The sequence below is a fragment of the Peptoniphilus gorbachii genome (genome assembly GCF_016908115.1).
GTDB lineage: Bacteria > Bacillota > Clostridia > Tissierellales > Peptoniphilaceae > Peptoniphilus_A > Peptoniphilus_A gorbachii.
Window position 1 is genome coordinate 1 of sequence record NZ_JAFBDH010000001.1, and the last position, 23,553, is coordinate 23,553.

Here is a 23,553-nt window from a genome sequence, read left to right on the forward strand (position 1 = left end):
CATGCAGATTCAACAATAATAGATGACTTTTTAAAGATTGTTGAAGAAGAAATAAATGATGAGACTTTGGTCAAAGATTTGAAAAAGTTAGAAAACCAATTAAACAGAATCATTAGTCAAGAAAGAAAGTTAGTTGATCTTCATTTGGAAGATAGTATAGACGAAGAAGTTTATGCTAAAAAGTATAAAAAACTAACAAAACAAAAAGAAGAATTACTTGATGAAAAGAAAACATTGGAACTAACGATAAAAGATGAAGACTCTATTAAAGAAAGATTAAAGCAATTTAAAAAGGTCTTAGAAAATAAAGAAATTATAGAGGAATTTAACAGAACAGTATTTGAAAGCATAGTTGATAAAGTCGTGGTTGGAAGAATTGACAAAGACGGAACAGTCCATCCATATGACTTAACATTCTATTTCAAAACAGGGGTTAAAGATAGTCAAGATTCAAATAATTTTAAAGATAAAAGAAAAAATGCCAAAGACAATGATATTGATAAATTGTGCTCCTGCAAGAATGACGAGGATAAAAAATTATGTTCCCAAGCAAAAGACAACGCATGTGGAGACGGTGGTATTATTGTCAAGAAAATAGAATAACAAGTTATAAAACTGTCGAAATAGGTGGCTTTTAGGATTTTAAAAGAAATCAGTTCTATAATAAATTAAAAATCGTGTTGGTAGAAAAATCGTCTACTTCTACCAACACGATTTTACAAAGAGCTTTTACTTACATCTCTTTTTCTCCTGTAAAACTATTGTATCTTGATACTTTAAGGAGTTTCAATCATTCAATCTGTTAATCGTTATTTTTTGGATCTAAACTTAATAAAATAGCATTAATGGCGACGATGACTGTTGATACAGACATTAGAATTGCTCCTAATGCTGGGCTTAATGTGATACCAATAGGAGCCAAAATTCCTGCAGCTAGAGGGATAGCTATAAAGTTATAACCGGCTCCCCAAAAGAGATTTTGTTTCATTTTACGAGTTGTTTTGTGTGCTAATTCAATGAATGATTCAATATCTCCTGGATCAGATTGAGTCAAGATGACATCAGCTGAATCCAACGCCACTTGAGTTCCTGCACCGACCGCTATTCCAACATCTGCCAAGGCAAGAGAAGGGGCATCATTGACACCGTCACCTACCATGATAACTTTTTTTCCTTCTTCTTTAAGTGCTTTTACCAATTCATACTTGTCTTGTGGAGATTGATTTGATCTATATTCAATCCCTAAATCTTCTGCCGCGCCTTGAGCCGCTTTTTCATTATCACCTGTTGCCATAATTGGCTCTATATTGTTCTTTTTAAGAACATTAATTAACTCTTTGCTCGTTGGTTTTAATTCATCCCCTAAAGCTACAGCACCAATAGCATCATCGTTTTCTACTAAGACACTAAGAGTTGCTCCTTTTGGAATATCAATATCCAAATTACGTCCGTATGCTTTTTGGCTGATTAATTGGTAATTATGGCCCTTGGCTTTGCCTTCTACGCCAGCACCGGAAATCACATCAATCGAATCAAAAGATACTGGACTTATACCTTGCTGCTTAGCGAAACTAATAATTGATTGAGCAATCGGGTGGCTAGATCCTCCTTCAATACCTGCCAGTAAGGCAATGATTTCCTCTTTCTTATATTTGTTATTAAAAAGTTCAACGTCTAATACTTTAAACTCACCAGTTGTTAAAGTACCCGTTTTATCTAAAATCATCACATCTGCATCTTGAGCTATTTCTAAGGCTTGGCGGTCTTTTACTAGTAAGCCACGGCTAGCTCCTAAGCTTGTGCTACGGGCGGTTACCAATGGAATAGCCAGACCCAAAGCGTGAGGACAAGCTATAACTAATGTTGTGATAGCAAATTTTACTGCCGTTGGGATGTCCGCTATAAGCGTCCATACTACAAAAGCTATTAGTGCGACAATGACCGCAATATAGAAGAGCCATCCTGCAACCTTTTGAGCAATATTTTCTGCTCTGGAAGGCTGACTTTGAGCTTGGCTGATTAAATTCTGAACTTGAGAGATGAAGGATTGATCACCTGTCTCATTCACTTTAATATAAAGAACCCCTTCTCCATTTGTTGAGCCTCCGATTACTTCATCGCCAGGACCTTTTTTCACTGCTTTTGATTCTCCAGTCAAAAGAGCTTCATTTACACGTGATTCGCCACGCTCGATAGTTCCGTCTGCTGGCACATTTTCTCCAGCTTGAACTCGAATTAAATCACCTACCTTTAAGTCAGCAACTGGTCGTGTTTCTATTGAATCGTCATCTAATACTACATGAGCATCTTTTGGTACTAGCTTAGCCAGTTCTTCTTGTGCATCTCCTGCTTCTCCAATAGCTTTCATCTCAATCCAGTGACCTAATAACATGATTAATAGTAATGAAGCAAATTCAAAGAAAAAGTCCATAATTTGTTCACCTGTTACGTAGCTTGCTATTACAGTATAAATACTATATAAATATGAAACACTTAAACCTAAAGAAACGAGAGCCATCATTCCAGGTTCTTTTTGTTTAAATTCGTCAACTGCCCCTTGATAGAATGGACGTCCACCATAAATAATTAATATAGTAGATAAAATAGCTACTACAATATCAGAATATGGAAAAGTAAACTGGAATGGTAGGTCAAACCCAGCCATAGGGGATAAGAGCATAATAATGATTCCTAGTGGCAATGATTTTAAGAAAAGTTCCTTAAAGTTTCCGTGATGATGGTGGTCATGCCCACTGTGCCCGCTGTGATCATGACCACTGTGCCCGCTGTGATCATGACCACTGTGCCCGCTGTGATCATGCCCAGCATGATGGTCGTGATGTTGATCCTTATGGTCTCCATGTTCTTCCGTGCTTATGTGCTCATGTTTTGAATGATCCATGTCGCCATGATTATGGTGACTGTGGGATAAATGTTTGTTGTTATTGTCCATTTTAAATTCCTCCTTATTCTTCATGATGATGTAAATGACATTCGCATTGTCCTTCTGGACAATTGCAATCCACTTCTTCTACTGCGAAAGATTTTTTCATCTCTAATATTTTTTCTAGTCGATCTATATCATCGAAGCTTAAAACATGATCTTCAATGATGCTTCCTATTACATTTCCGACTTTCTTATTGCAAATACGGTTAAAAATATCTTCTGCATAATCTCTTACGGCTTCTTTCTCTTCAATATTGGCAGTGTAAATAAACTTTCTACCTTCTTGCTCTGTATTTAGTACGCCTTTTCCAACTAATCGACCTAAGATCGTTTTGATAGTGGATTGTGTCCAGTCCATTTTTTCTTGCAATACGGAAATCACTTTTTTACTAGTTACTCGATCATTTGCCCAAACTACACGCATGACTTCCCATTCTGCATCTGTGATATAAGTATTATATACTATTGCATCCATTTTCTTTCCCTCCTTTCCGTTTACAATTGTAGATTTAATACTTAAAATAAGTTTACTCTTGTAAACTTATCTTGTCAAGTCTTTTTAATAAATGTAAGCAACGCTTATAGCTTTTTATCTCTCCACTTCTATCCCATAATAATTTTCATAGTTTTTCCTATACTGAACAAGGTCAGAAAATTGTTCTTTATTTAAAGAATACTCTTGCATAAAGGCTCATTGAATTAGGGATTTTAGAAAACTGATTTAGAGAGTCTTTAGGTGGCAAGTAGAAAGGCTATGAGTTTAATGCTCATATCCATTTTTGCGGGTCTGTAAATAATTTTGTGTATCAACCTAAATCCTGATAGATTGTCTGTTGAGAATATTAATACATCTTCTAGTCCTCTTTCTCTTAGACCATTTAATACTAAAAGCCAGTATTTGCTTGATTCGTTTTCTCCAACCCATAGTCCTAGTATTTCTTTAAATCCTTCTAGGTTGTAGCCTAGGGCAATGTAGACTGCTTTTTTGACTACTATATTGTTTTCTCTTACGTGGTAGTGTATAGCGTCTAAAAAGAACATTGGATAGATTTTTTTCTAGTGGTCTATTTGCCACTCTTCTATGGTTGGTAGTATTTTGTTGGTTATTTTACTTACCATCGTTTCTGATATGCCAAATCCATAAATATCTTTGATGTGACTTGATATGTCTCTTGTTGTCATTCCTTTGCCATACATTGATATTATCTGATTTTCTATGTTTGATATGTCTTTTTCATATTTTCTTAATGCTTGTGGCTCGAAGGTACCTTCTCTATCTCTTGGTATGTTTAAATCTATATTTCCATATGATGATCTAACTGTTTTTTACTTGTACCGTTTCTTGTATTTAAGAATAGTGGTTTTTCTACATATTCATAGTCTAAATGCTCATCTAATTCTGCTTTTAAAAGTTTTTTCATTGTATCGCCTAGAAGGTCTTTTAGAGCTTCTTGAATATCTTGTGCGCTTTGAGGCTGATATTCTTCAATTAACATTTTTGCTTCTTTTTGTTTATGGTCTTTTTTTGGCATAAAAATTCCTCCTGATTAGTTTTTACTTACCCTAATCAGGAGGTTTCTATACACAAAATTTTACACAGTCTCCGCCATGGTCATTTTTTTCTTTATTTATATTCTCTTTTGTTCATTGAACAACAATCTAATCTTTCATTTCCAAAAGATTTTTTATTTTCTTTTGCTAGATTTTCCAAGAATTTTTTCCACCTATTTTTTATTGATTCAAAGATTTTCATATTTTACCTCCTCGGGTAATTATTTGTAAATTTTCTACAATAATAAATAATAATTATACCAAAAAAAATTATTTTTTCAATTTTTTATATCCCTTTTTTCTATCCCATAATTAAAGACATGTGGAGACTGTAGTATTAATGTCAAGAAATTTAGTTGATAGGCTATAATTCTGTTGAAATAGTTGGCTTTTAGGATCTTTATAAAAAATCTTAAAGGACTAATTTTTTGCTTTAAATTTTATTTGGAGGGAAGAGTACATTTATAAATTATTGTAGAGTCTCCATACATTGTGGATATTTTAGGTGGAGTGTACAGAGAGAATTCAAATTTGCAGATATAAATGAGTTGAGCTAGTAAGAAAAAACAATAAGAATTATGTTAAGAGAAGAAAGAAAAACACATTGACTACTTTCTATATGATTTGTATAATTTTATATGAAAAGATGAAGGAGGTTTACATGAAGAATAAATATATAGAGATATCAAAAAAACTAAAAGTTTTGAGCGATCCAAAACGATTAGAAATTATAGATATGTTATCTTGCAATGAGCTTTGTGCTTGTGAGATATTAGAGAAATTCGATATAACACAACCAACACTGTCTAATGATATGAAAAGATTAGAGGATGCAAATCTAGTTATCAGCAGAAGAGAAGGAAAAAACATATATTACATTGCCAATAAGAAGATTCTGAAGGAGATGCAATCCGACTTAAAGGAAATATTTGATAGCGGAGAGGAATGTATTTGTCACACTTGGAATAAATAATTTTTCTGCACTACGCATAGAAACATTTGAATGTATCTATGCTAAAATAGATAGAAGAACTATGGAAAAAAATAAGAATAGAGGTAGGAGAACTATGGAAAAAAATAAGAATGAAGGAATTAATGTATTTCAAAAATATCTGAGCTTATGGGTATTATTTTGCATGATTGTAGGAGTGCTTATAGGAAAATATATACCTATAATCCCATCTGCCTTAGGTAAAATGCAAATTGCAGGTATATCTGTGCCTATAGCAATATTAATTTGGATTATGATTTATCCAATGATGATGAAAGTAGATTTTCAAAGTATAAAAAGAGTTAGAGAAAATCCAAAAGGCTTATTTGTAACATGGGCTGTTAATTGGCTAATAAAACCATTTACTATGTTTGGAATATCTTATTTGTTTTTCTTTATTATATTTAAAAATATAATTCCTAATGATTTGGCCAATGATTATTTAGCGGGGGCTGTTTTGCTGGGAGCTGCGCCATGCACTGCTATGGTTTTTGTGTGGTCGACTCTCACAAAGGGGGACCCTGCTTACACTGTGGTTCAAGTAGCCACAAATGATTTAATTATTTTACTTGCTTTTGTACCTATCGTGAAGTTTTTATTAGGTGTATCTAATGTTGTAGTACCATATAGCACATTATTTGCTAGTGTGTTTTTATTTGTTGCTATTCCATTATTAGGAGGTGTCATCACAAGGAAAATTGTAATTGATAAAAGAGGAAAGGATTATTTTGAAAAAGAATTTTTAAGTAAATTTGACGGAATGACAATAGTTGGACTACTATTGACCCTAATAATTATATTTTCTTCACAAGCAAATGTAATTTTAGAAAACCCATTTCATATTTTATTGATAGCTATTCCACTTACCATTCAAACACTACTAATTTTTACTATAGCCTATGGCTTAAGCAAAAAAGTAGCTTTACCCTTTGAAATAGCTGCACCAGCAGGCATGATTGGAGCTTCAAATTTCTTTGAATTATCTGTAGCTGTTGCAATAGCAATATTTGGGATAGATTCACCAGTTGCATTAGCTTGTACTGTAGGTGTTCTGACTGAAGTACCAGTTATGTTGTTCTTAGTAAATATTGCTAATAATACAAAGCACTGGTTTTTAGTAAATAAGGAATCTAAAGTTTACGGAGGTTAGAGATGTGGAGTTTTATTCAAGATCAAATTCTAGGAATGAAATGGCTCAATGAATTGATAGGGGAAGTATTAACAAATCTTGGCCTTGTTATGACTTCAAAACTTGGAGGAAGCTTACAATTTTTCATCTATGATGTTATAAAAATTACAATATTACTTTGCGTGTTGATTTTTATAATTTCTTATATTCAAAGCTATTTCCCACCTGAAAGAAGTAAAAAAATTCTGGGACGTTTTGATGGATTAGGGGCAAATATCATATCTGCTTTACTAGGCACCGTAACACCTTTTTGTTCATGCTCTTCAATCCCAATATTCATGGGCTTTACAAGTGCCGGCTTGCCTATTGGAGTGAGTTTTTCATTTTTAATATCGTCTCCAATGGTTGATTTGGGTAGCCTTGTTTTACTTATGAGTATCTTTGGAGCCAAAATAGCTCTAGCATATGTAGTCTTCGGACTAATTATTGCTGTAATCGGTGGTAGCCTCATCGAAAAAATGCATATGGAAAGATATGTAGAAGATTTTATAAAAAATGCAAGTCAAGTTGATATTAGCTCTCCAAGCTTAACATTAAAAGACAGGGTTGATTTTTCTAAAACTCAAGTTAGTGACACTTTCAAAAAAGTTTTCCCTTATATTTTAGTAGGTGTGGGCATAGGGTCATTGATACACAATTTGATTCCTCAAACTTGGGTAGAAAATATCTTAGGAAGCAAGAATCCATTTGGAGTAGTTTTGGCAACTATAGTCGGAGTACCAATGTATGCTGATATTTTTGGAACGATACCAATAGCAGAAGCCCTATTGTCAAAAGGTGCTCAACTAGGAACTGTCTTATCTTTTATGATGGCAGTAACAACACTAAGCCTACCATCACTGATTATGTTAAAAAAAGCAGTTAAACCAAAGCTTTTATTTCTATTCATAGGAATTTGTATTTTTGGGATAATTGCTGTAGGATATTTATTTAACATTTTTAGACCTATTTTAATTTAATGGGCAACTAAAATGAAAGTATTAAGTAGAAAGTAAAAAATATATGCTCTTGTGAAAACAACAGGTGTGGATTAAGGAGGAAAAAATGAGATTATTTGGTAAAAAAGAAAAAAGAGATAAAGATTGTACTTGTGGAGGCAATTGCCAACCTGTTAATAAGAAGGAAGTTAAAGAAACAAGTTGCTGTGATGTAAATTTCTCGCCAGAGAATATAGAAAAAGCAGGAGAAAAGAAAAAAGAGAAGGGCATAAAGATACTAGGCTCTGGTTGCTCAAAATGTCTTGCTTTAGAAAAATCAGCAAGGGAAGCCCTCGCTGAACTTAATGTTGAAGAAAATATAGACCATATTACAGACTTTTCTCAAATCGCAAGTTATGGAGTTATGTCTACTCCGGCATTAGTTGTAAAGGGCAAAGTTGTATCCTATGGCAAAGTTTTAAACAAGGATGAAGTGAAAGAATTATTAGAAGAGAATGGTATAAATTAAAATGAGAAAAGCAAAAGTTGCATTTATATGTGTGCATAATAGCTGTAGGAGCCAAATTGCAGAAGCCTTAGGGAAAAAATATGCTTCAGATGTCTTTGAATCCTATTCAGCTGGAACCCAAATAAAAGATAAAATAAATCAAGATGCTGTCAGATTAATGAAAGATATATACAATATTGATATGGAGAAAACTCAATATTCAAAGCTGATTTCTGACCTGCCAGATATTGATATATCAATTACTATGGGATGTGATGTAGTTTGTCCGATTGTAGAAAATCAATATACAGAGGACTGGAATTTAGAAGATCCAACAGGTCAAGATGATGAGTTTTTTAGGGGAATTATATCTAAAATAGAAAAAAATATTAAGGATTTAAGCCTTAGAATTAAGAAAAAAGAAATTAGTTTGAATGAAAAATAGAAGTTGATTTTTGAATAAAGCAATAATTATTTTTAATAGCTATAATTCCTATCTGCTAGAGACTTATAATTAAGCAATTAGTGGACATATTCCCACATACACGGATTTTGAAAATTTGTTAGTTTTATAAGTAACGGCCACTCAAGTCAAGTTGAAGTCCTAACCCTATTGGTACGAGATTCGCACAGAGAATCGAAGTAGCGATAGAGGTAAGTCTCATGCCAAGAATATCCAAGAAAAGCGACTAATAAGGGAGCTTTGATTGGCAAGATTCGACGGCTGAGGCTATTGTGTTGATGTCAAGAAAATAGAATAAATCCTAAAAAAAAGCAGGTGAACTATGACTTATGGAAAACAAGGATATATTCTGATAACAGAAGCTAATAATTTATTATCGATTTATTCATTAATAAATTAGAAAAGAATGTTACAGCTTATTTAAGTTATAAGTAATGTACATTACATTGAAAAAGGCATTTATATTATAGGAGAACATATGAAATTAATTAGACCAAATAGGAAGTATATCCAAAGCTATATAGAAGCAATTGAAGAAGATGAAATTTTCAGACCTCATGTAGAAAGGATTTTTAACAACCCTGAGACAATTATAGAACGTTCTTATAATTTTGAACATGGTATAAATTTGCCGATAAATTATGTTAGAGCCACTACATTTTGGTTGATAGATAATGAAAAATTTATTGGTGAAATTAGTATTAGGCATGAATTAAATTCTTTTTTAAATAACTATGGTGGTAACATAGGATATGAAATTAGACAGTCTGAATGTATGAAGGGCTATGGATCAAAAATGCTCTCTATGGCACTTATGTATTGCAAAGAGACTTTGAACCTTCGCAAGGTTTTAATTACATGTGATGATGACAATATCGGATCAATAAAAGTTATAGAAAATAATGGTGGAATTTTGGAAAATAAAGTGAAAAATAGATTATCAAGAGGGAATGTTACAACAAGAAGATATTGGATTAATATATAGGAAAAAATATTAATTTAATTTGCACAATATTTAAACTAATAAGTATTTTGTAATGGTGTAAGAAATAACCTACATTTAAAGATTCTCAAAGGAGCTTATATCTTATACCAACTAAGAAGATTAGTATAAAAAAAGGGAAAATACAATGGTAAATTGTAAGATTTTAACAAGTAAAGAAGAACTTGGGTCGATTGTCAAAAAAGTTTTCTATGAAGCTAAAGATAAGGAAGCTTATAAGACGATAACTATAAAAATTAATGAAGAATTAAAAAACTAGACTCCACAAATTTTGCTTTTGAACTCTATATAAATCCAAACTTTGAAAAGACTCTTCTCATTGAGAAATCATCAGAAGAAGGTCTAGTAAACTTTTATGACAAAACCCTTTATAAAAAGGGAACTATGAATGGACTGTTTGCGTCTATTGGTACAAATGATGAAAAAGCCTTTTTCCCAGCTTTAAATATTTATCATGAAAATGGAAAGGTTCTTGTCCAATATGAATTTTCAGAAGGCAGTTTAAAGAACCTTGACTCCACATTCAAGGGAGGGGTACTATATTCTTATAGGACTTATTGCGTGGTAGATAGATATGACTCGCAATATACTGTCAGTGGATTTTTGATTTTTCCATTCAATTTTTTAAATTAAATATAAAATTTAGGAGGAATTATGAAAACAATTAGAGTAACTGGAATTGGAAGTGTGTCTGTTAAGCCGGACACCACTAGTCTAAGAATAACTTTTGGAGGAATTTACAAAGACTACGAAGAAACTGTGAGACAGTCTGCAGAAAAAACTAAGATTTTAAGAGAAGCCATAGAAAAGTCTGGGCTCCCTGGCGAAGCTCTAAAGACCAAGGATTTTTCAATAGAGTCAGAATACGAAAGCTACAGAGATTACAATAATGATTACAAGAAAAGATTTCTTGGATACAAATTTTACCATAGGACACAGATTCAGTTTCCAAAGGACAATAAAATGCTAGGCCGTATTCTCTACGAACTGTTCCTATGTTCTGTTAAGGTTGAATTTTCAATTGACTACACTGTTAAGGACAAAGACGCAGTGAAGAAAGAAGTTATTAAACGTGCGGTGGAAAATTCCAGAGAAAAGGCAGGGATTATGGCAATAGCTGCAGGAGTTAGCTTGGGAGAAGTGCAATCAATAGATTATTCTTGGGGAGAAATAGATATAAGAACATCTCCAGTTGATAAGTTAGAAGTGAGAAAATCATATGCCTTGGAACCATCCTATGACATTGATATAGAACCAGATGACATAGACTTAACAGATACAGTGACAATGGTATGGGAAATAAAACAGTAGGTGAATAAGCTTCGCTTAAAGATTTAAAATAGCAAAACTTTTAAATAAACTAAAGAAATTATAAGAGTTATGAAATCCAAAAGTTGATGTTAAAATAAAGTTCTAGTATCAGGCTTATCTAAAGAAATGCTAGTGTATAGGAAGCATTACCTGGTAAAAAATAGGGCGAAGACTATAGTACTTATGACTAAGATCCATGGTATAGCGACAAATTAGAATTGTATGGAGAGTGAAAGAAATGAATATCAAAGAAGAATTATTGGCATTGCAGGATATTTCATACGCTGATTTTCAAGCGAAATTGATACCAAATATTCCGAGATACCTATTTATAGGGGTCAGAGTTCCAGAGCTCAGAAAGCTTGCTAAAAAAGTTATTGAGGATCCGGAAACATCTAAATTTCTAAAGGATCTACCTCATAAATACTATGATGAAAATATGCTTCACGGACTCATCATCTCTGAAATTAAAAACTATGATGCCTGCCTTGTGGCAGTTGATGAATTTCTGCCTTATGTAGATAATTGGGCTGTTTGCGATATTATGTCTCCCAAGATTTTCAAGAAGAATAAAGAAGCACTTTTGGAAAAAATTAAAGAATGGACCGCATCTGAAAAGACCTATACTTGCCGCTTTGGAATTGAGATGCTGATGTCTCATTTTCTTGATGATGATTTTAAGGCTGAGTATTTGGAAATAGCTCTTTCTGTTAAAAGTGAAGACTATTATGTTCAAATGATGGTTGCCTGGTTCTTTGCAACAGCATTGGCAAAAGAGTGGGATGCGACCATAAAATATATTGAAGATCATCGCCTAGATAGGTGGACTCACAATAAAGCAATACAAAAAGCGCGTGATAGTAGGCGCATTACACCGAAAGAAAAAGAATATTTAAAGTCCCTTAAAGTATGACGGATTTCAACTGATAGTGAACTTTGACTTGCATATCGTATGGTTCTATTGATTGCAAAAATTTGGAGTTAGATGAGAATAACTTTTAATTAACTTAGCAGTAGAAATAAGAATGTGAGGCCTTATGATAAAATGAAAAAAGCAATAAAATTAATAATAACAATTATTTCAATAATTGCCATGTATTTTGCATTTGATTACTTTTCTGTTACAAGTCCAAAGCGTGTAAAATTTCATCAATTAGATGAATTTAGACAAGAAGTATTGGAGAACTATAATGTTTCTGAGATAGATATGTATTTTTCTAGGCCAAGTCTTTTTATAGAAATCAACTCAGAAGAGAAACTAACTAATGAAATTAGAAATGAGATTATTGAAAAATTAAAACCAATAATTAACAAAACAAATATGGATATAATTTCAGAGAAATATTGGGGCAAAGATACATCACTTTTCTACGTACGTATTTACTTTAATGAAATAAAAGAGAATACAAAAATAAAATATTTAGAAATAGAACTTTCTCAAAGCAAAGATTATAAAGATTGGAATTAGTCAAATATTGGTACTTGGTATAGATTTTTTAGATTTAGTCGGAATTTTAAATATGTGGAGAAAAAAAGGGAATTCAAAAAGTTAGTAAACTACAATTTGCTCTTTGAGAAATTATAAAAATATTTGTTTGCATACGAAATTTTAATAGAGGTGTTTAATGATTTTACTAATGATAATACTTTTAGTAGTGGGAGTCGCTTTTACTACATTTGGTTATTTTATTTATTTTAAAGAAAAATATAATTTGATTAATGGCTTTGAATCGGATTATAAATCTGGAAGAAAATCAGAAACCTATGCTAAAAAGGTTGGTTTAGTAGAGTTTATGATTGGAATCATCCTTGTTGTAGTTGGGTTTTGCATGTTCATAATTAAATAATAACTCCTAATTTTGTTTATCTGTTATTTTTAAGGATGCATCTCCTTATTCCAATGAAAGAAAGGAACAGGCAAACAGAATTAGTTTTTACATACTTAGTGAGCAGTCTATTAATTTAGAGCCTATTGCATTGACGGCAAATAAACATAATAAAGGCTAATGGCTTTTAGGATTTTAGAAAATCTTAGAAGTCATTATTTTTGTGCAAAATAATTTGTGAAGAAATTTAAACATTATATTTTTTAAATATATTCCTCTCTAGTAAAAATTTTAAATCTAATAGAAGCTAAGGTGATATAATACCAATGATAATTAGTATCAAGGGGAGGAGTAAATGCTTAAGAGTTTTTTTGAGAATTTTAGAAAGCCCAAAGACAATTTTGGCGGCAGATTTATGTTAAAAAGCATGAATAGAGGTCACGAGAAACTAGCAAGCTGGGGAAGGTCTTACATAAATATTGATAAAAATCATACTATCCTAGATTTGGGCTGCGGTGGTGGACGGAACATAGAATATTTTTTAACTAAAGCTGATAAGGTTTATGGTCTTGATCACTCAGAGACAAGCGTAAAAATGGCAAGTGAAATAAATAAAAAAGCTATAGACACTGGAAGATGTCAAATATTGGTAGGAGATGTAAAGAACCTTCCCTTTGAAGACGAAACCATAGATATTGTCACAGCTTTTGAAACTATTTACTTTTGGAATGACATAGAAGAATGCTTTAAAGAAATTTATCGCGTCTTAAAAGAAGGCGGACAGTTTTTAATATGCAACGAAGTTTCCTCTAAAGAAAGAAGAGATGTAAAAAAAATATTGAAGATAATAAATTTTGAAGTTTACAAAGCTGAGGACTTGACAAAAATGCTAAGAGGATTGGGCTTTACTTGCCAATATTATTTAGACAGTAAAAAACAAATGGTAGTTATTGCTAAAAAATAAGATAAAGAAAGGCAAAGGATAAAAATAAAATATCACAGTATTTATTTCAATTTATTTAAGTATCCTATTAAAAATTCTCGCTGGAAAAACACGAAGATGACTATGTCCTAGAAATAATGAAAAAGTAAAATAATTTATCGAAAATTACTAGTAAATCAAACTTATAATTGATTTTATCTAAGAGAAAGAAGGTGTTTAGCTGTGACTTTATATAAGAGTATATTGATAGGTCTCTTGGGTTCATTCTTGATGTTTTTAGGAGACATGACCCTATATTATGATTCTGATGATTACGATGGCAAGGATACTATAAATAAAATTATTGGCATAATGAAAAATGTTAGCATAAAAAGATTATACCTTGGTGGTCTTTTAGGTCCAATATGTGCCTTTATATATTGCATTGGATTTTATCATATTGTTTTGGCAACACAAGAAAAGTATTTAAATCTCGCTTGGTTTGTATTTTTAATAAATATTTTTGGCATGATATTAGGGGGAACTTATCACATTCAATGTGCCTACTTAGGTCTTTTATCAAGGCACGAAAATAAGGGAGCGCTTGATGAATTTTTAAAATTTTTAAAATTTCAAGCAAAAATAGTTTTTGGAATTATGGCTATAGCAAACATAGCCCTAGCATTGTTAATTTTATTTGGGTTAACAGTATTTCCAAAATGGCAAGCCTTATTTACACCTATATTTCTTTTGATTCTCACTCCTCTTGCTGAGAGATTGCCAAAGGGACTACATATGATCATTCGAGGAGGCTGGTTTAACTTAATATATTTTATTTACTATTTTTCTTTATTTATTAGTTTTAGTTAAAAATTTTAGGAGAAAACTTATGAAACCTTTATATTTTTTTAATGACAAAACAAAACCTGATTATAGAAACTGGCTTCCTAAAAGATTGTTGAAGGCTAAGATTATTGAAAGTCTAGTATGTCTTATTTTATTCATCTTATTTGGCGCAAGTGATCTTATTCTTCAAGGAAGGCAAAGGATCATCTGGGGAATTATCCTAGGGATAGGATGCCTTATACTCCTATTAATAACTGTCTGGGTTAGCTTCTTATATAGGAGTTTTGATTACAATGGAAAAAGAAAGCTTGCCAAAATAATTATAGAAAAGACTGCCGACTATGTAAAAATTCCAGATGGAGGCATAGGACTTGACGTTGGCTGCGGCAGTGGAGCTCTTACAATAGCCTGTGCGAAGAAAAATCCAAAAGCGAATATGGTTGGCTGTGACATATGGAGTGGTTCATATAAAAGTGAATTTTCTAAAGAACTCTGTGAAAATAATGCAAAATTAGAGGGAATAGAAAATGTGAGCTTTGAAGAAGGAAATGCAGCGAATCTTCCTTTTGAAGATGAAAGTTTTGATGTAGTAACAAGCAACTATGTTTATCACAATATAAGAGGAAAAAATAAACAAAGACTTTTACTAGAAACATTTCGTGTACTTAAAAAAGGTGGAGTTTTTGTTATTCATGATTTGATGAGTAAGTCAAGATATGGTGATATGAATAAATTTATGGAAAAGCTTAAAAAAGATGGCTACGAAGATGTGCAATTAATTGATACAACAAAGGGTCTTTTTATGGATCATAAAGAAGCTTTATTGTTAGGACTTTACGGCTCAACTCTTATTATTGGGAGAAAATAAAATAGTATAGAAATTAGTATAAAAATTTTAGAAAATTAATGAGGTATGCAAGATGAAATACAAAGGTTTTTATTACTTATTATTTAAAGGCCCAATGAAGAAAGTTCTTATAGAAAAGTATGATAAAGCATATGCATCAGAAATTATTAAAAAGAGCAAAAAAATTTATCGAAAATTAATAGAAGAGGCAGATGATATCGGCAATGACAATCCCATGGCATACAATGAGATGTTCGCCCTTGTATTTGTTGCTCCATATATAGCAAGTGAGAAAAAAATTCCACCGGAGACCATTCAGGAAATGATGCGTCGCTCTCTTTATTCTGTAAAATGGTTTTTTTCCTTGACTAATCTCAATACTAAGATGGGGAAAAAAGCCAATAAGAAAAATATTCTTAAGTATTACAAGTGGTATACAGAGGAAAAAGAAAAGCTCTATCCAACGTCCTTTAAGGTTGATTTTGAAGGTCAACCTTATGAGGGTGCTTGTTATTATAGGATTACACGTTGTCCCATTTGTGCTTACACAAATAAGCTGGGGGTAGATGAATTAATGCCTCTATTTTGTGAACTTGATGAGCTTATGATAAGTCTTCAACATGGAGTACTTCACAGAAAAAATACCATAGCAAAAGGAGCAGATTGTTGCGATTATTTTATCACAGGTGATAAAGAATGAAATCAAAAGAATTTAAAATGCCTGCTTTTGGAGTTGGACCATTATATGTCATAATTTGTTTAATACTTACAATAGGAGGGATATGCCTTCGTCTCAAAGGATACCTATATCAAGGAGAACTAAGTAAAGGGAAAATAATTTTTATTATGGTGGGAACTCTCTTAATATTATTTGGCATATATTTATGGGTGCAAGCAGTTATAGTTGAGAAAATAAATAAAAAAGTTAAAGAGAAGAAGTTAATAAAAAGTGGAGTTTATAGCATAGTAAGAAATCCTGTTTATTCAGCCTTTATATTTATATTCACAGGCATTTTACTTCTTACAGCAAACTTATATTTATTAATACTGCCTTTTGTATTTTGGTTTTTCTTAACAATATTAATGAAAAACACAGAAGAAAAATGGTTAAAAAATGAATTTGGAAAAGAATATGAAATATATTTAAAGGAAGTGAATAGAGTAATACCTTGGTTTAGAAGAAAAAGTAATTAATTTTAAATAGCAGCTACATATGTAGCTGTTATTTTTTGCAATTTTTTGGAATGATTAATCGTAAGGAATAATATAGGATGGGTCTCTGAGAATTTTTTTAAGTTCTTCAAAAAGAAAAGGCAAAAATTCTGTGTAGGCTTTTCCTCCAGCGGGATAAAAAATATTTCCTATTTTAGTTAAGGATTGTAAACCTGATTGGCTTAATTCAACTATTAAACTTATTAAAACAGGGATAAAGGGCAATAGGGCTAAGACTAAAAAGTGAACAAAGTGGGCTCTTGCTTTTTCTTTATCTTTTTTCCAAAAGTAAAATAAAGTGAAGAAGAGCAAGTACCAAAAGTGAAAAAATCCTCCTATTAAGCCTATAATTGAAAGCAGAATAAAGAAAATTCGAAAAGGCCACTGATAAGCTGGACCTTGAAAAAACATAGCCAAGGCAGAGTTAAGGGGACTGATTAAAAATAGAAAAATTCCTATTTTAACCAGCCTAAAATATTTTATTTGAGAAAATTTTATTTTATTCATAGATAGCTCCTTGGATTATTAAAAACTTGGGTCAAGCCCAAGTTATTCAATATAGACCTTGATTCATCAAAGGCAAGTGAATGTAGTGTAGAAACTATGACAGTAGCACTTTAAAAGTTCTTGAATCAGAGTCTTATTGTAAACAATAACTATGATTTTAGTAATAGGAATGTTTTATTTGGAAAATTAAAGATAAGACTATTGACATTACCCTGAGTCAAGAAGAGTTAATATCACAATTCAAAAATATTGACTAAATACATATGAAACTAGCTAATATCAGCAAAGGATGTAAAAAACAAAGCCCTAAATTATTGTTACTCTTTAATAAATTTTCCTCCTAATATGCTGAATAAAATATTTATATTTATGAAATAAAAGAAGTTTATTTTATTTCATCTCATCTCCTAAATTTCTAAGCTTATCCACTTGTTCTTCTCGTCCAAGAATAATTAGTATATCTCCAATTTTAAAAGTGTAATCCACTGGAGGATTAAAAAGAAGTTTCCCATCATCAATCTTTTTTATTGCAAGAACAGTGAGACCAGTTTTTCTTGGAATTTCTGCTTCGACTAATGTTTTATTTTCTAAATAAGAACCTTTTTTAACAATTACTTCTTCTAAATCAAGTTCTACGTCGCCCATTCTCGTAACAACATCTAAAAAAGAAATTATATTTGGTTTTATCATAAGTGATGCCATTCTATTGCCTGATATTTCTACAGCAGACAAAGTTTTATTTGCTCCAACTTTTAATAATTTTTCACTTCCAGATTTAGTGATGGCATTTGCTATAATATAAATTTTTTCATTTAGATTTCTTGCTGTAAGAACAGTTACAATATTATCTACTTCTGTATCAAGAGCTGCAATAAGACCTTTAGCTTTTTCAACTCCAGCATGTTTTAATACATTTTCTTCAGTGGAATGACCTTCCACAACTAAAATATTGTGATGGCTATAGTCATCAAGGTCCTCACGATTGTCAGTTATGACAACAAAATTTAAATTATCATCTAAAAATTTATTTATAATTACTTCTGCTAATTCTCCAGAGCCACATATTATATAGTGATCATTTAAAGCTGAAATTTTTCTCTCCATTTTGTTTCCCTTCCATAAATCAGAAACTTTGCCTTCAACAAACATAGCTACAATTGTTGTAAAGGCATATCCAACTATACCTACACCTAAAAAAATCATACATATTGAAAATATTTCAGACCAATTACTTGTTGTGCCAACTTCTCCAAAACCAACGGTGGATATAGTTATGACAGTCATATATAAAGCATCAACAAAGCCTACATCTAATAAAATCATATATCCCACAGTGCCTATAATAAGCAAAAGTGAAAATGCATATAAAATAAATTTAAGTTTTCTTCTTTCCTCCATAAGCCTCTCCTTATAAGAGAGATTATAGCATACTTTAATAGAAAAAACTATTAGTTTGAATTTTATTAGTTATTATTTTAGTGGAAATTTTATTTAAAATATGAAATTGTAAAGTTTAAAAATTTATTTCTCTCTTTCTCCATTTTAATATTTCATAAATTGGGAAAGTATATAATAAAGAACTTTATTTTAGGAAGGGGTCTTATATGGCGAAAAATTATACTAAAGACTTGATACGAAAAGAATTTATTAAGCTTTTAAATAAAAAGAAGTTACATAATATTACTGTTACTGAATTGGCTAAAGAGTGTAACATCGAAAGAAAAACTTTTTATTATCACTATGAAAATTTGACTGAGTTGGTAAAGGAAATCTTTGACGAAGAACTTGATAGAGTAATTGAAGAATTTAATGAGACTTTATCCTGGGAAGAAAGTTTTATTTTAGTAGCTAAATTTATATTAGACAATAAAAAAGTTGTAAAGCACATGTATGAATCTGATTATAAAATTGACTTAGAAAAATATATTTTTTCTATAGCTGGTGAGATAATGAGAAAATATGTCATTCGAGCTGCCAAGAATACTAAGGCGCAAGAAGCTGATATAAAACTTATTGCTTATTTTTATCAATGTGCTCTCAGTTCATCTTTAATCCAATGGGTGGCCACTGACATGAAGACAGATCCTAAGGTAGTTACGCGTAGATTAGGAGAGTTAATGGACGGGAATATATTAGAGTCTTTAAAACGCAGTGAAAATTTAGAAAAACTTACCCAATCTTTTGAAATTGAGTAAAAATAACCCAGAAATTCTCTTTTGGTAGATGATACTTTATCAAAATAATGGTATAATGAATATAGAAGGAAGATAAAGAACTATATAAGGAGGATGTTATGGAACTTAAAACTCATGATAAAAGACTTAAATTAACTAATGGAGATTTTCAAAGATTAGTTAAGGCGAGAAAACCAGAAGGTATTGAAGAAAAATCTGCATATCTAGTTGGAACAGGAATTGCAGCACTTACTGCAGCTTGCTTTTTAATTAGAGATGCTCACATGGAAGGTAAAAAAATTACTTTCTTAGAACAATTAGATATTCCTGGTGGTTCACTTGACGGTGAATACATGGATACTAGAGGATATGTTGCTCGTGGTGGTAGAGAAACTGGGGCTCACTTCGAATGTCTATGGGATATTTGGAGTTCTATCCCAAGCTTAGAAGACCCAGAAATGAGTGTTTTAGATGATTATTTTTATACAAACTATGATGATCCAAACTATAGTAATTGCCGTATAACTCATAAACAAGGTGAACGTTATGATAATGGTAAATTTAATCTTACACAAGATCAAGTTAAAGAAATAGCTGAACTTACTATGACTCAAGATGAAATTCTTGAAGACAAAGCTATTGAAGATGTGTTCTCAGATGGACTTTTAAATTCTGACTTCTGGACACTTTGGAGATCGATGTTTGCCTTTGAAAATTGGCACTCTGCTCTAGAAATGAAATTATATTTAAATCGTTTCATTCACCATGTTGGCGGACTTACAAATTTATCTGCTCTAAGATTTACAAGATACGATCAATACAATTCAATTGTAAAGCCAATGGTTAAATATCTTGAAAACCATGGATGTAAATTCCAATACAATATTAAAGTAACAGATGTAGATTTTGATATTTCTGAAAACAGAAAGGTTGCTACAAAAATAATAGCTGAAGATAAGGATGGCAATGACAAATCAATTGACTTAACAGAAAATGATTTATTATTTATTACAAATGGATCCATGACAGAAAATTCTTCTTATGGTGATGACAATACTCCAGCAGAACTTTCAGAAGAACAAAGTGGTTGCTGGGAAATGTGGAAAAACATTGCTAAAAAATCTGATGATTTTGGTAACCCTGAAGTATTCTGTTCTGATGTAGAGAAAAGTAATTGGGAATCATGTACAGTAACTTGCCATGATGATTCTGTTCCAAAATATATTGAAAAAATCACAAAGAGAAGCCCTTATGGTGGAAAAACTGTAACTGGAGGTATAGTAACTTGTGTTGATTCAAGTTGGTTAATGTCTTGGACAATAAATAGACAAGGACAATATCCAGAACAACCTGAAAATGATGTATGTGTTTGGGTTTATGGTTTATTTACAGATGTTGAAGGCGACTACATTAAAAAGAAAATGAGAGATTGTACAGGTAAAGAAATTACAAAAGAATGGTTATATCATATTGGAGTTCCTGTAAATGAAATTGATGCACTTGCAGAAACTTGTACAGCTGTACCAGTTATGATGCCTTACATTACAGCTCAATTTATGCCTAGAAAATTTGGCGATAGACCTCTAGTTGTGCCAAAGGGTGGAGTAAACTTTGCCTTCTTAGGACAATTTGCAGAAACTCTTGACGATCCAGGTAGAGATACAGTATTTACAACAGAATATTCTGGAAGAACAGCTATGGAAGCAGTTTATGTACTTTGTGGCGTAGAAAAAGCTGTTCCTGAAGTTTTTGCATCAAGATATGATTTAAGATACCTTCTAAACGGAATGGTAGCACTATCAGATGGCAAAAAACCTGAACTTCCACTTAGCCCACTACAAAAAATTAAACTTGCTAAGCGTATTAAGGGTACAGATATTGAAGAAATGTTAAAAGAATTTAATATTATTTAATTTATTATTAGATTTTTAAAGATAAATTTGGGACGGTTACAATCGTCCCTTTTTTAATATTATATAGTGGAAAATCCTATTAAAAAATCTTAAAAGCTTATTTATGTGCAAAATAATATATAATTAAATTAATAAGGTAAGATGGGTAATTAAATTAATAAATAAAATTATGAAATAGGAGGTTAATATGGACTTAAAAGATTATTCTGATAAAGACCAAGAAGAAATTAAAAAGGGAGCACCTGTGGCAGAAATTGATGATAAAGAGGCAGCTGAAAAAATTTTAGCCTTAGTTCCAGATGAATGGATAAAGAAAATTCCTTTTTTTGTTAGAAAACATTCAACAACTAAGACAATCGAAAGAATTGCTAAGGAACATCCAGATCTTTATGCTGTGGCAAAAAAATCTGGAGAATTGACTGAAAAGGAAAGAGAAGAACTTAGAGAAATTATCACAGATATTTTTCGACAAAAAATGGAAAAGCATAATATAGAATAATTTATTTCATGCAAACATTATAAAAATATTTTTGTAATGTTGCTTTTTATTTTATAGCTAATAATATAATTGGAGATAAGAAATGATACTTTAAGCAAAAGAAAAAGGCGCAGAAATATTAGCAGAAATGGCTACAAAAATCTGGGGAAATGACAAAATATCTGAATTAACTGAAGAATTTATGGAAATTGCCAAGGATGAAAATAGCACTTGTTTTATAAAATTTATTGATGAAAAAGCCCTTGCCTTTTCCAATGTAGCTTTAAGACATGATTATGTTGCGGGGAAGAGATATCTCCTGTTGGCTATCTTGAAGATATTTATTTGAAAGAAAATTATTGAAAAAAAGGTTATGCGAGAGAGCTTGTAGAGGTTTGTGAAAAGTGGGCTAGAGAAAAAAATTGCAAAGAATTTGCTAGTGACTGTCTTTTAGAAAATACAGATAGCCTAAAATTTCATCTTGCAATTGGTTTTATCGAAGTAAATAGGATTATTTGTTTTAAAAAAATTTAATCTAATATTATTTTAGCAAGGACTATCCTTGCTTTTTTATTTTATAAAAAATAGTAAAATTGTAAAATTTTGTAATATACTTATATTATGGTAAAATATATGGGTTAATAAATTATTTAGAGATTAAGGAGAATTTATGAATAAAAAAACTTTTAGCATAATACTTGCTTATGTAGGTGTACTTACTGGAGCTGGGCTCGCCAGCGGACAAGAAATTATGCAATATTTTATATCCTTTGGAAAATCAGGACTTTTTGGATTAATAGGCATTGGACTCTTGCACATTTTTGTAGGTGGAATAATTTTACAAATGGGCAGTCACTTTATAGCAGAAAGTCACATTGATGTATTGGAAGAAGTTTCAAAAAAATCTGTAACAAAACTTATGGACTTTTCTTTGATATTAAACTGCTTTTTAATGGGATTTGTAATGATAGCAGGAGCAGGTTCAAACCTAAATCAACAATTTGGACTTGCACCATGGGTAGGGTCTCTCATTTGCACAATTTTAATTATTGTAATAGGAATGCTTGATTTTGACAAAGTAACTAGAGTTATTGGTGCCTTTACACCACTTGTTTTGATTTTTACATTAATTGGTGCTGTTTATACAATTGTAAAAGCAAATCCAGATTTTTTAGCTTTAGATGCTTTAGGCAAAACTCTAGACTCCTCTCTTCCAAATATTTTTATTTCCACAATAAATTATTTTGGACTTTGTATGATATCAAGTATATCCATGGCATTTGTCCTTGGAGGAAGTAAAACAGACTCATCAGAAGCAAGATTTGGAGGCATGTTTGGTGGGGGACTTGTTGCAATATTAACTGGTCTTGTTGGTATTACACTTTTTCTTGCACTTCCAGATGTAAAAGATGCAGACATTCCTATGCAAATAGTTTTAAATAATGTGCATCCTTATCTTGGACTTGCCATGTCTTTTATAATTTTTGGCATGATATTTAATACAGCAATTTCTCTATTTTATTCAGCAGCAAAAAGACTTTCAAACACAGGCTCTAAGTTTAAGAGAAATTTAGTTTTATTTACTCTTCTTGGCTTTGGACTATCCTTTTTAGGCTTTAAAAAATTAATGGCAATCTTATATCCAATTCTTGGATTTTTAGGTCTTGCTTTAATAATAATTTTAATAGTTGCCTGGGTTAAAGAGAGAGATGCAATTAAGTCGGAAAATAAAAAGAGAGACAAGATAAGTGATCTCACTAGAAAAAAATTAGATGATGACGAAGACTTTACTAGAAAAGACAAAGAAAAGCTTGAAAAACTTGCAGAAGCATCGATTATTGATAATAAAAAAATTAAAGAAGCAGTAAAAGAAGAAGTAGAAGAAGAGTTAGAAGAAGAAAATAAGAACTAAAAATAAGACTGGTTGATAAAATTATCTGCCAGTCTT

General features: G+C 31.4%; 27 protein-coding genes and 4 pseudogenes. 24 read left to right on the forward strand and 7 right to left on the reverse strand.

Translation table 11 applies throughout. From position 1 onward, the window contains the following. Positions 1 to 603: pseudogene (locus JOD41_RS00005) on the forward strand (recombinase family protein); the annotation flags it as partial. A 199-nt stretch (positions 604 to 802) separates the two neighbouring features. Here JOD41_RS00005 and JOD41_RS00010 read toward each other — a convergent pair. From JOD41_RS00010 to JOD41_RS09245, 5 genes and pseudogenes are all read right to left on the reverse strand, one after another. Next, complete coding sequence (locus tag JOD41_RS00010) at positions 803 to 2,953, reverse strand: heavy metal translocating P-type ATPase (protein WP_205051045.1); 2,151 nt, start codon at positions 2,951 to 2,953, stop codon at positions 803 to 805. Positions 2,954 to 2,966: 13 nt separating this feature from the next. Beyond that, positions 2,967 to 3,422, reverse strand: a complete 456-nt coding sequence (locus JOD41_RS00015) for a CopY/TcrY family copper transport repressor (protein WP_205051046.1) — start codon at positions 3,420 to 3,422, stop codon at positions 2,967 to 2,969. Positions 3,423 to 3,536: 114 nt separating this feature from the next. Continuing rightward, positions 3,537 to 3,632 (reverse strand): annotated as a pseudogene (locus JOD41_RS00020) (relaxase); the annotation flags it as partial. Between the two features lie 47 nt (positions 3,633 to 3,679). Next, positions 3,680 to 4,479 (reverse strand): annotated as a pseudogene (locus tag JOD41_RS09115) (IS256 family transposase). A gap of 92 nt (positions 4,480 to 4,571) precedes the next feature. After that, positions 4,572 to 4,700: an LDCC motif putative metal-binding protein gene (locus JOD41_RS09245; RefSeq protein ID WP_275587922.1), complete on the reverse strand. Its 129-nt coding sequence runs from the start codon at positions 4,698 to 4,700 to the stop codon at positions 4,572 to 4,574. Positions 4,701 to 5,159: 459 nt separating this feature from the next. On the opposite strand from JOD41_RS09245, the gene JOD41_RS00030 reads away from it, so the two are divergent. From JOD41_RS00030 to JOD41_RS00105, 17 genes are all read left to right on the forward strand, one after another. After that, positions 5,160 to 5,471: an ArsR/SmtB family transcription factor gene (locus JOD41_RS00030; protein WP_205051047.1), complete on the forward strand. Its 312-nt coding sequence runs from the start codon at positions 5,160 to 5,162 to the stop codon at positions 5,469 to 5,471. A 94-nt stretch (positions 5,472 to 5,565) separates the two neighbouring features. Then, positions 5,566 to 6,639, forward strand: coding sequence for an ACR3 family arsenite efflux transporter (gene arsB, locus JOD41_RS00035; protein WP_205051048.1), 1,074 nt, complete (start codon positions 5,566 to 5,568; stop codon positions 6,637 to 6,639). A gap of 2 nt (positions 6,640 to 6,641) precedes the next feature. Next, a complete protein-coding gene (locus JOD41_RS00040; protein ID WP_205051049.1) occupies positions 6,642 to 7,637 on the forward strand; it encodes a permease in 996 nt (331 codons plus the stop codon). Positions 7,638 to 7,722: 85 nt separating this feature from the next. Next, complete coding sequence (locus tag JOD41_RS00045) at positions 7,723 to 8,124, forward strand: thioredoxin family protein (RefSeq protein WP_205051050.1); 402 nt, start codon at positions 7,723 to 7,725, stop codon at positions 8,122 to 8,124. 1 nt (position 8,125) lies between these two features. Beyond that, positions 8,126 to 8,548: an arsenate reductase ArsC gene (locus JOD41_RS00050; protein ID WP_205051051.1), complete on the forward strand. Its 423-nt coding sequence runs from the start codon at positions 8,126 to 8,128 to the stop codon at positions 8,546 to 8,548. A 496-nt stretch (positions 8,549 to 9,044) separates the two neighbouring features. After that, complete coding sequence (locus JOD41_RS00055) at positions 9,045 to 9,551, forward strand: GNAT family N-acetyltransferase (RefSeq protein ID WP_205051052.1); 507 nt, start codon at positions 9,045 to 9,047, stop codon at positions 9,549 to 9,551. A 145-nt stretch (positions 9,552 to 9,696) separates the two neighbouring features. After that, positions 9,697 to 9,828, forward strand: a complete 132-nt coding sequence (locus JOD41_RS09250; protein WP_275587923.1) for a hypothetical protein — start codon at positions 9,697 to 9,699, stop codon at positions 9,826 to 9,828. A 125-nt stretch (positions 9,829 to 9,953) separates the two neighbouring features. Continuing rightward, positions 9,954 to 10,202, forward strand: a complete 249-nt coding sequence (locus JOD41_RS00060; RefSeq protein ID WP_205051053.1) for a hypothetical protein — start codon at positions 9,954 to 9,956, stop codon at positions 10,200 to 10,202. Positions 10,203 to 10,223: 21 nt separating this feature from the next. Continuing rightward, positions 10,224 to 10,880 (forward strand): SIMPL domain-containing protein, encoded by a 657-nt coding sequence (locus JOD41_RS00065; RefSeq protein WP_239540821.1) that lies wholly within the window; start codon positions 10,224 to 10,226, stop codon positions 10,878 to 10,880. A gap of 238 nt (positions 10,881 to 11,118) precedes the next feature. Next, on the forward strand, positions 11,119 to 11,793 hold the full coding sequence (locus JOD41_RS00070; RefSeq protein WP_205051054.1) for a DNA alkylation repair protein: 675 nt from the start codon (positions 11,119 to 11,121) through the stop codon (positions 11,791 to 11,793). A gap of 132 nt (positions 11,794 to 11,925) precedes the next feature. Then, positions 11,926 to 12,348, forward strand: coding sequence for a hypothetical protein (locus tag JOD41_RS00075; protein WP_019124351.1), 423 nt, complete (start codon positions 11,926 to 11,928; stop codon positions 12,346 to 12,348). Positions 12,349 to 12,505: 157 nt separating this feature from the next. Then, positions 12,506 to 12,727 (forward strand): DUF3784 domain-containing protein, encoded by a 222-nt coding sequence (locus JOD41_RS00080; protein WP_205051055.1) that lies wholly within the window; start codon positions 12,506 to 12,508, stop codon positions 12,725 to 12,727. A 334-nt stretch (positions 12,728 to 13,061) separates the two neighbouring features. Beyond that, positions 13,062 to 13,670 carry a class I SAM-dependent methyltransferase gene (locus JOD41_RS00085; RefSeq protein WP_205051056.1) on the forward strand — a complete coding sequence of 203 codons (609 nt, stop codon included), beginning with the start codon at positions 13,062 to 13,064 and terminating at the stop codon, positions 13,668 to 13,670. A 201-nt stretch (positions 13,671 to 13,871) separates the two neighbouring features. Continuing rightward, positions 13,872 to 14,498: a DUF6796 family protein gene (locus tag JOD41_RS00090; RefSeq protein WP_205051057.1), complete on the forward strand. Its 627-nt coding sequence runs from the start codon at positions 13,872 to 13,874 to the stop codon at positions 14,496 to 14,498. Between the two features lie 19 nt (positions 14,499 to 14,517). After that, positions 14,518 to 15,342, forward strand: coding sequence for a class I SAM-dependent methyltransferase (locus JOD41_RS00095; protein WP_205051058.1), 825 nt, complete (start codon positions 14,518 to 14,520; stop codon positions 15,340 to 15,342). Between the two features lie 52 nt (positions 15,343 to 15,394). After that, positions 15,395 to 16,021, forward strand: coding sequence for an L-2-amino-thiazoline-4-carboxylic acid hydrolase (locus JOD41_RS00100; protein ID WP_205051059.1), 627 nt, complete (start codon positions 15,395 to 15,397; stop codon positions 16,019 to 16,021). Then, on the forward strand, positions 16,018 to 16,515 hold the full coding sequence (locus JOD41_RS00105; protein WP_205051060.1) for a methyltransferase family protein: 498 nt from the start codon (positions 16,018 to 16,020) through the stop codon (positions 16,513 to 16,515). The genes JOD41_RS00100 and JOD41_RS00105 overlap by 4 nt, the downstream gene beginning before the upstream one ends. Positions 16,516 to 16,569: 54 nt before the next feature. Here JOD41_RS00105 and JOD41_RS00110 read toward each other — a convergent pair whose 3' ends face one another. Together JOD41_RS00110 and JOD41_RS00115 are read right to left on the reverse strand one after the other, a co-directional pair. Next, a complete protein-coding gene (locus JOD41_RS00110; RefSeq protein ID WP_205051061.1) occupies positions 16,570 to 17,040 on the reverse strand; it encodes a hypothetical protein in 471 nt (156 codons plus the stop codon). 390 nt (positions 17,041 to 17,430) lie between these two features. After that, a complete protein-coding gene (locus tag JOD41_RS00115) occupies positions 17,431 to 18,438 on the reverse strand; it encodes a potassium channel family protein (RefSeq protein WP_205051062.1) in 1,008 nt (335 codons plus the stop codon). 206 nt (positions 18,439 to 18,644) lie between these two features. Between JOD41_RS00115 and JOD41_RS00120 the strand changes: the two genes are divergently transcribed. From JOD41_RS00120 to JOD41_RS00145, 6 genes and pseudogenes are all read left to right on the forward strand, one after another. Then, positions 18,645 to 19,235 carry a TetR/AcrR family transcriptional regulator gene (locus JOD41_RS00120; protein ID WP_205051063.1) on the forward strand — a complete coding sequence of 197 codons (591 nt, stop codon included), beginning with the start codon at positions 18,645 to 18,647 and terminating at the stop codon, positions 19,233 to 19,235. 98 nt (positions 19,236 to 19,333) lie between these two features. After that, positions 19,334 to 21,127: an oleate hydratase gene (locus tag JOD41_RS00125; RefSeq protein WP_205051064.1), complete on the forward strand. Its 1,794-nt coding sequence runs from the start codon at positions 19,334 to 19,336 to the stop codon at positions 21,125 to 21,127. Between the two features lie 187 nt (positions 21,128 to 21,314). Beyond that, a complete protein-coding gene (locus tag JOD41_RS00130; protein ID WP_205051065.1) occupies positions 21,315 to 21,626 on the forward strand; it encodes a hypothetical protein in 312 nt (103 codons plus the stop codon). Between the two features lie 127 nt (positions 21,627 to 21,753). Beyond that, a complete protein-coding gene (locus tag JOD41_RS00135; RefSeq protein WP_205051066.1) occupies positions 21,754 to 21,954 on the forward strand; it encodes a hypothetical protein in 201 nt (66 codons plus the stop codon). A 74-nt stretch (positions 21,955 to 22,028) separates the two neighbouring features. Then, a pseudogene (locus tag JOD41_RS09310) lies at positions 22,029 to 22,139 on the forward strand (aminoglycoside 6'-N-acetyltransferase); the annotation flags it as partial. Positions 22,140 to 22,275: 136 nt separating this feature from the next. Beyond that, positions 22,276 to 23,517: a YkvI family membrane protein gene (locus tag JOD41_RS00145; protein WP_205051067.1), complete on the forward strand. Its 1,242-nt coding sequence runs from the start codon at positions 22,276 to 22,278 to the stop codon at positions 23,515 to 23,517. Positions 23,518 to 23,553 lie beyond the last annotated feature (36 nt).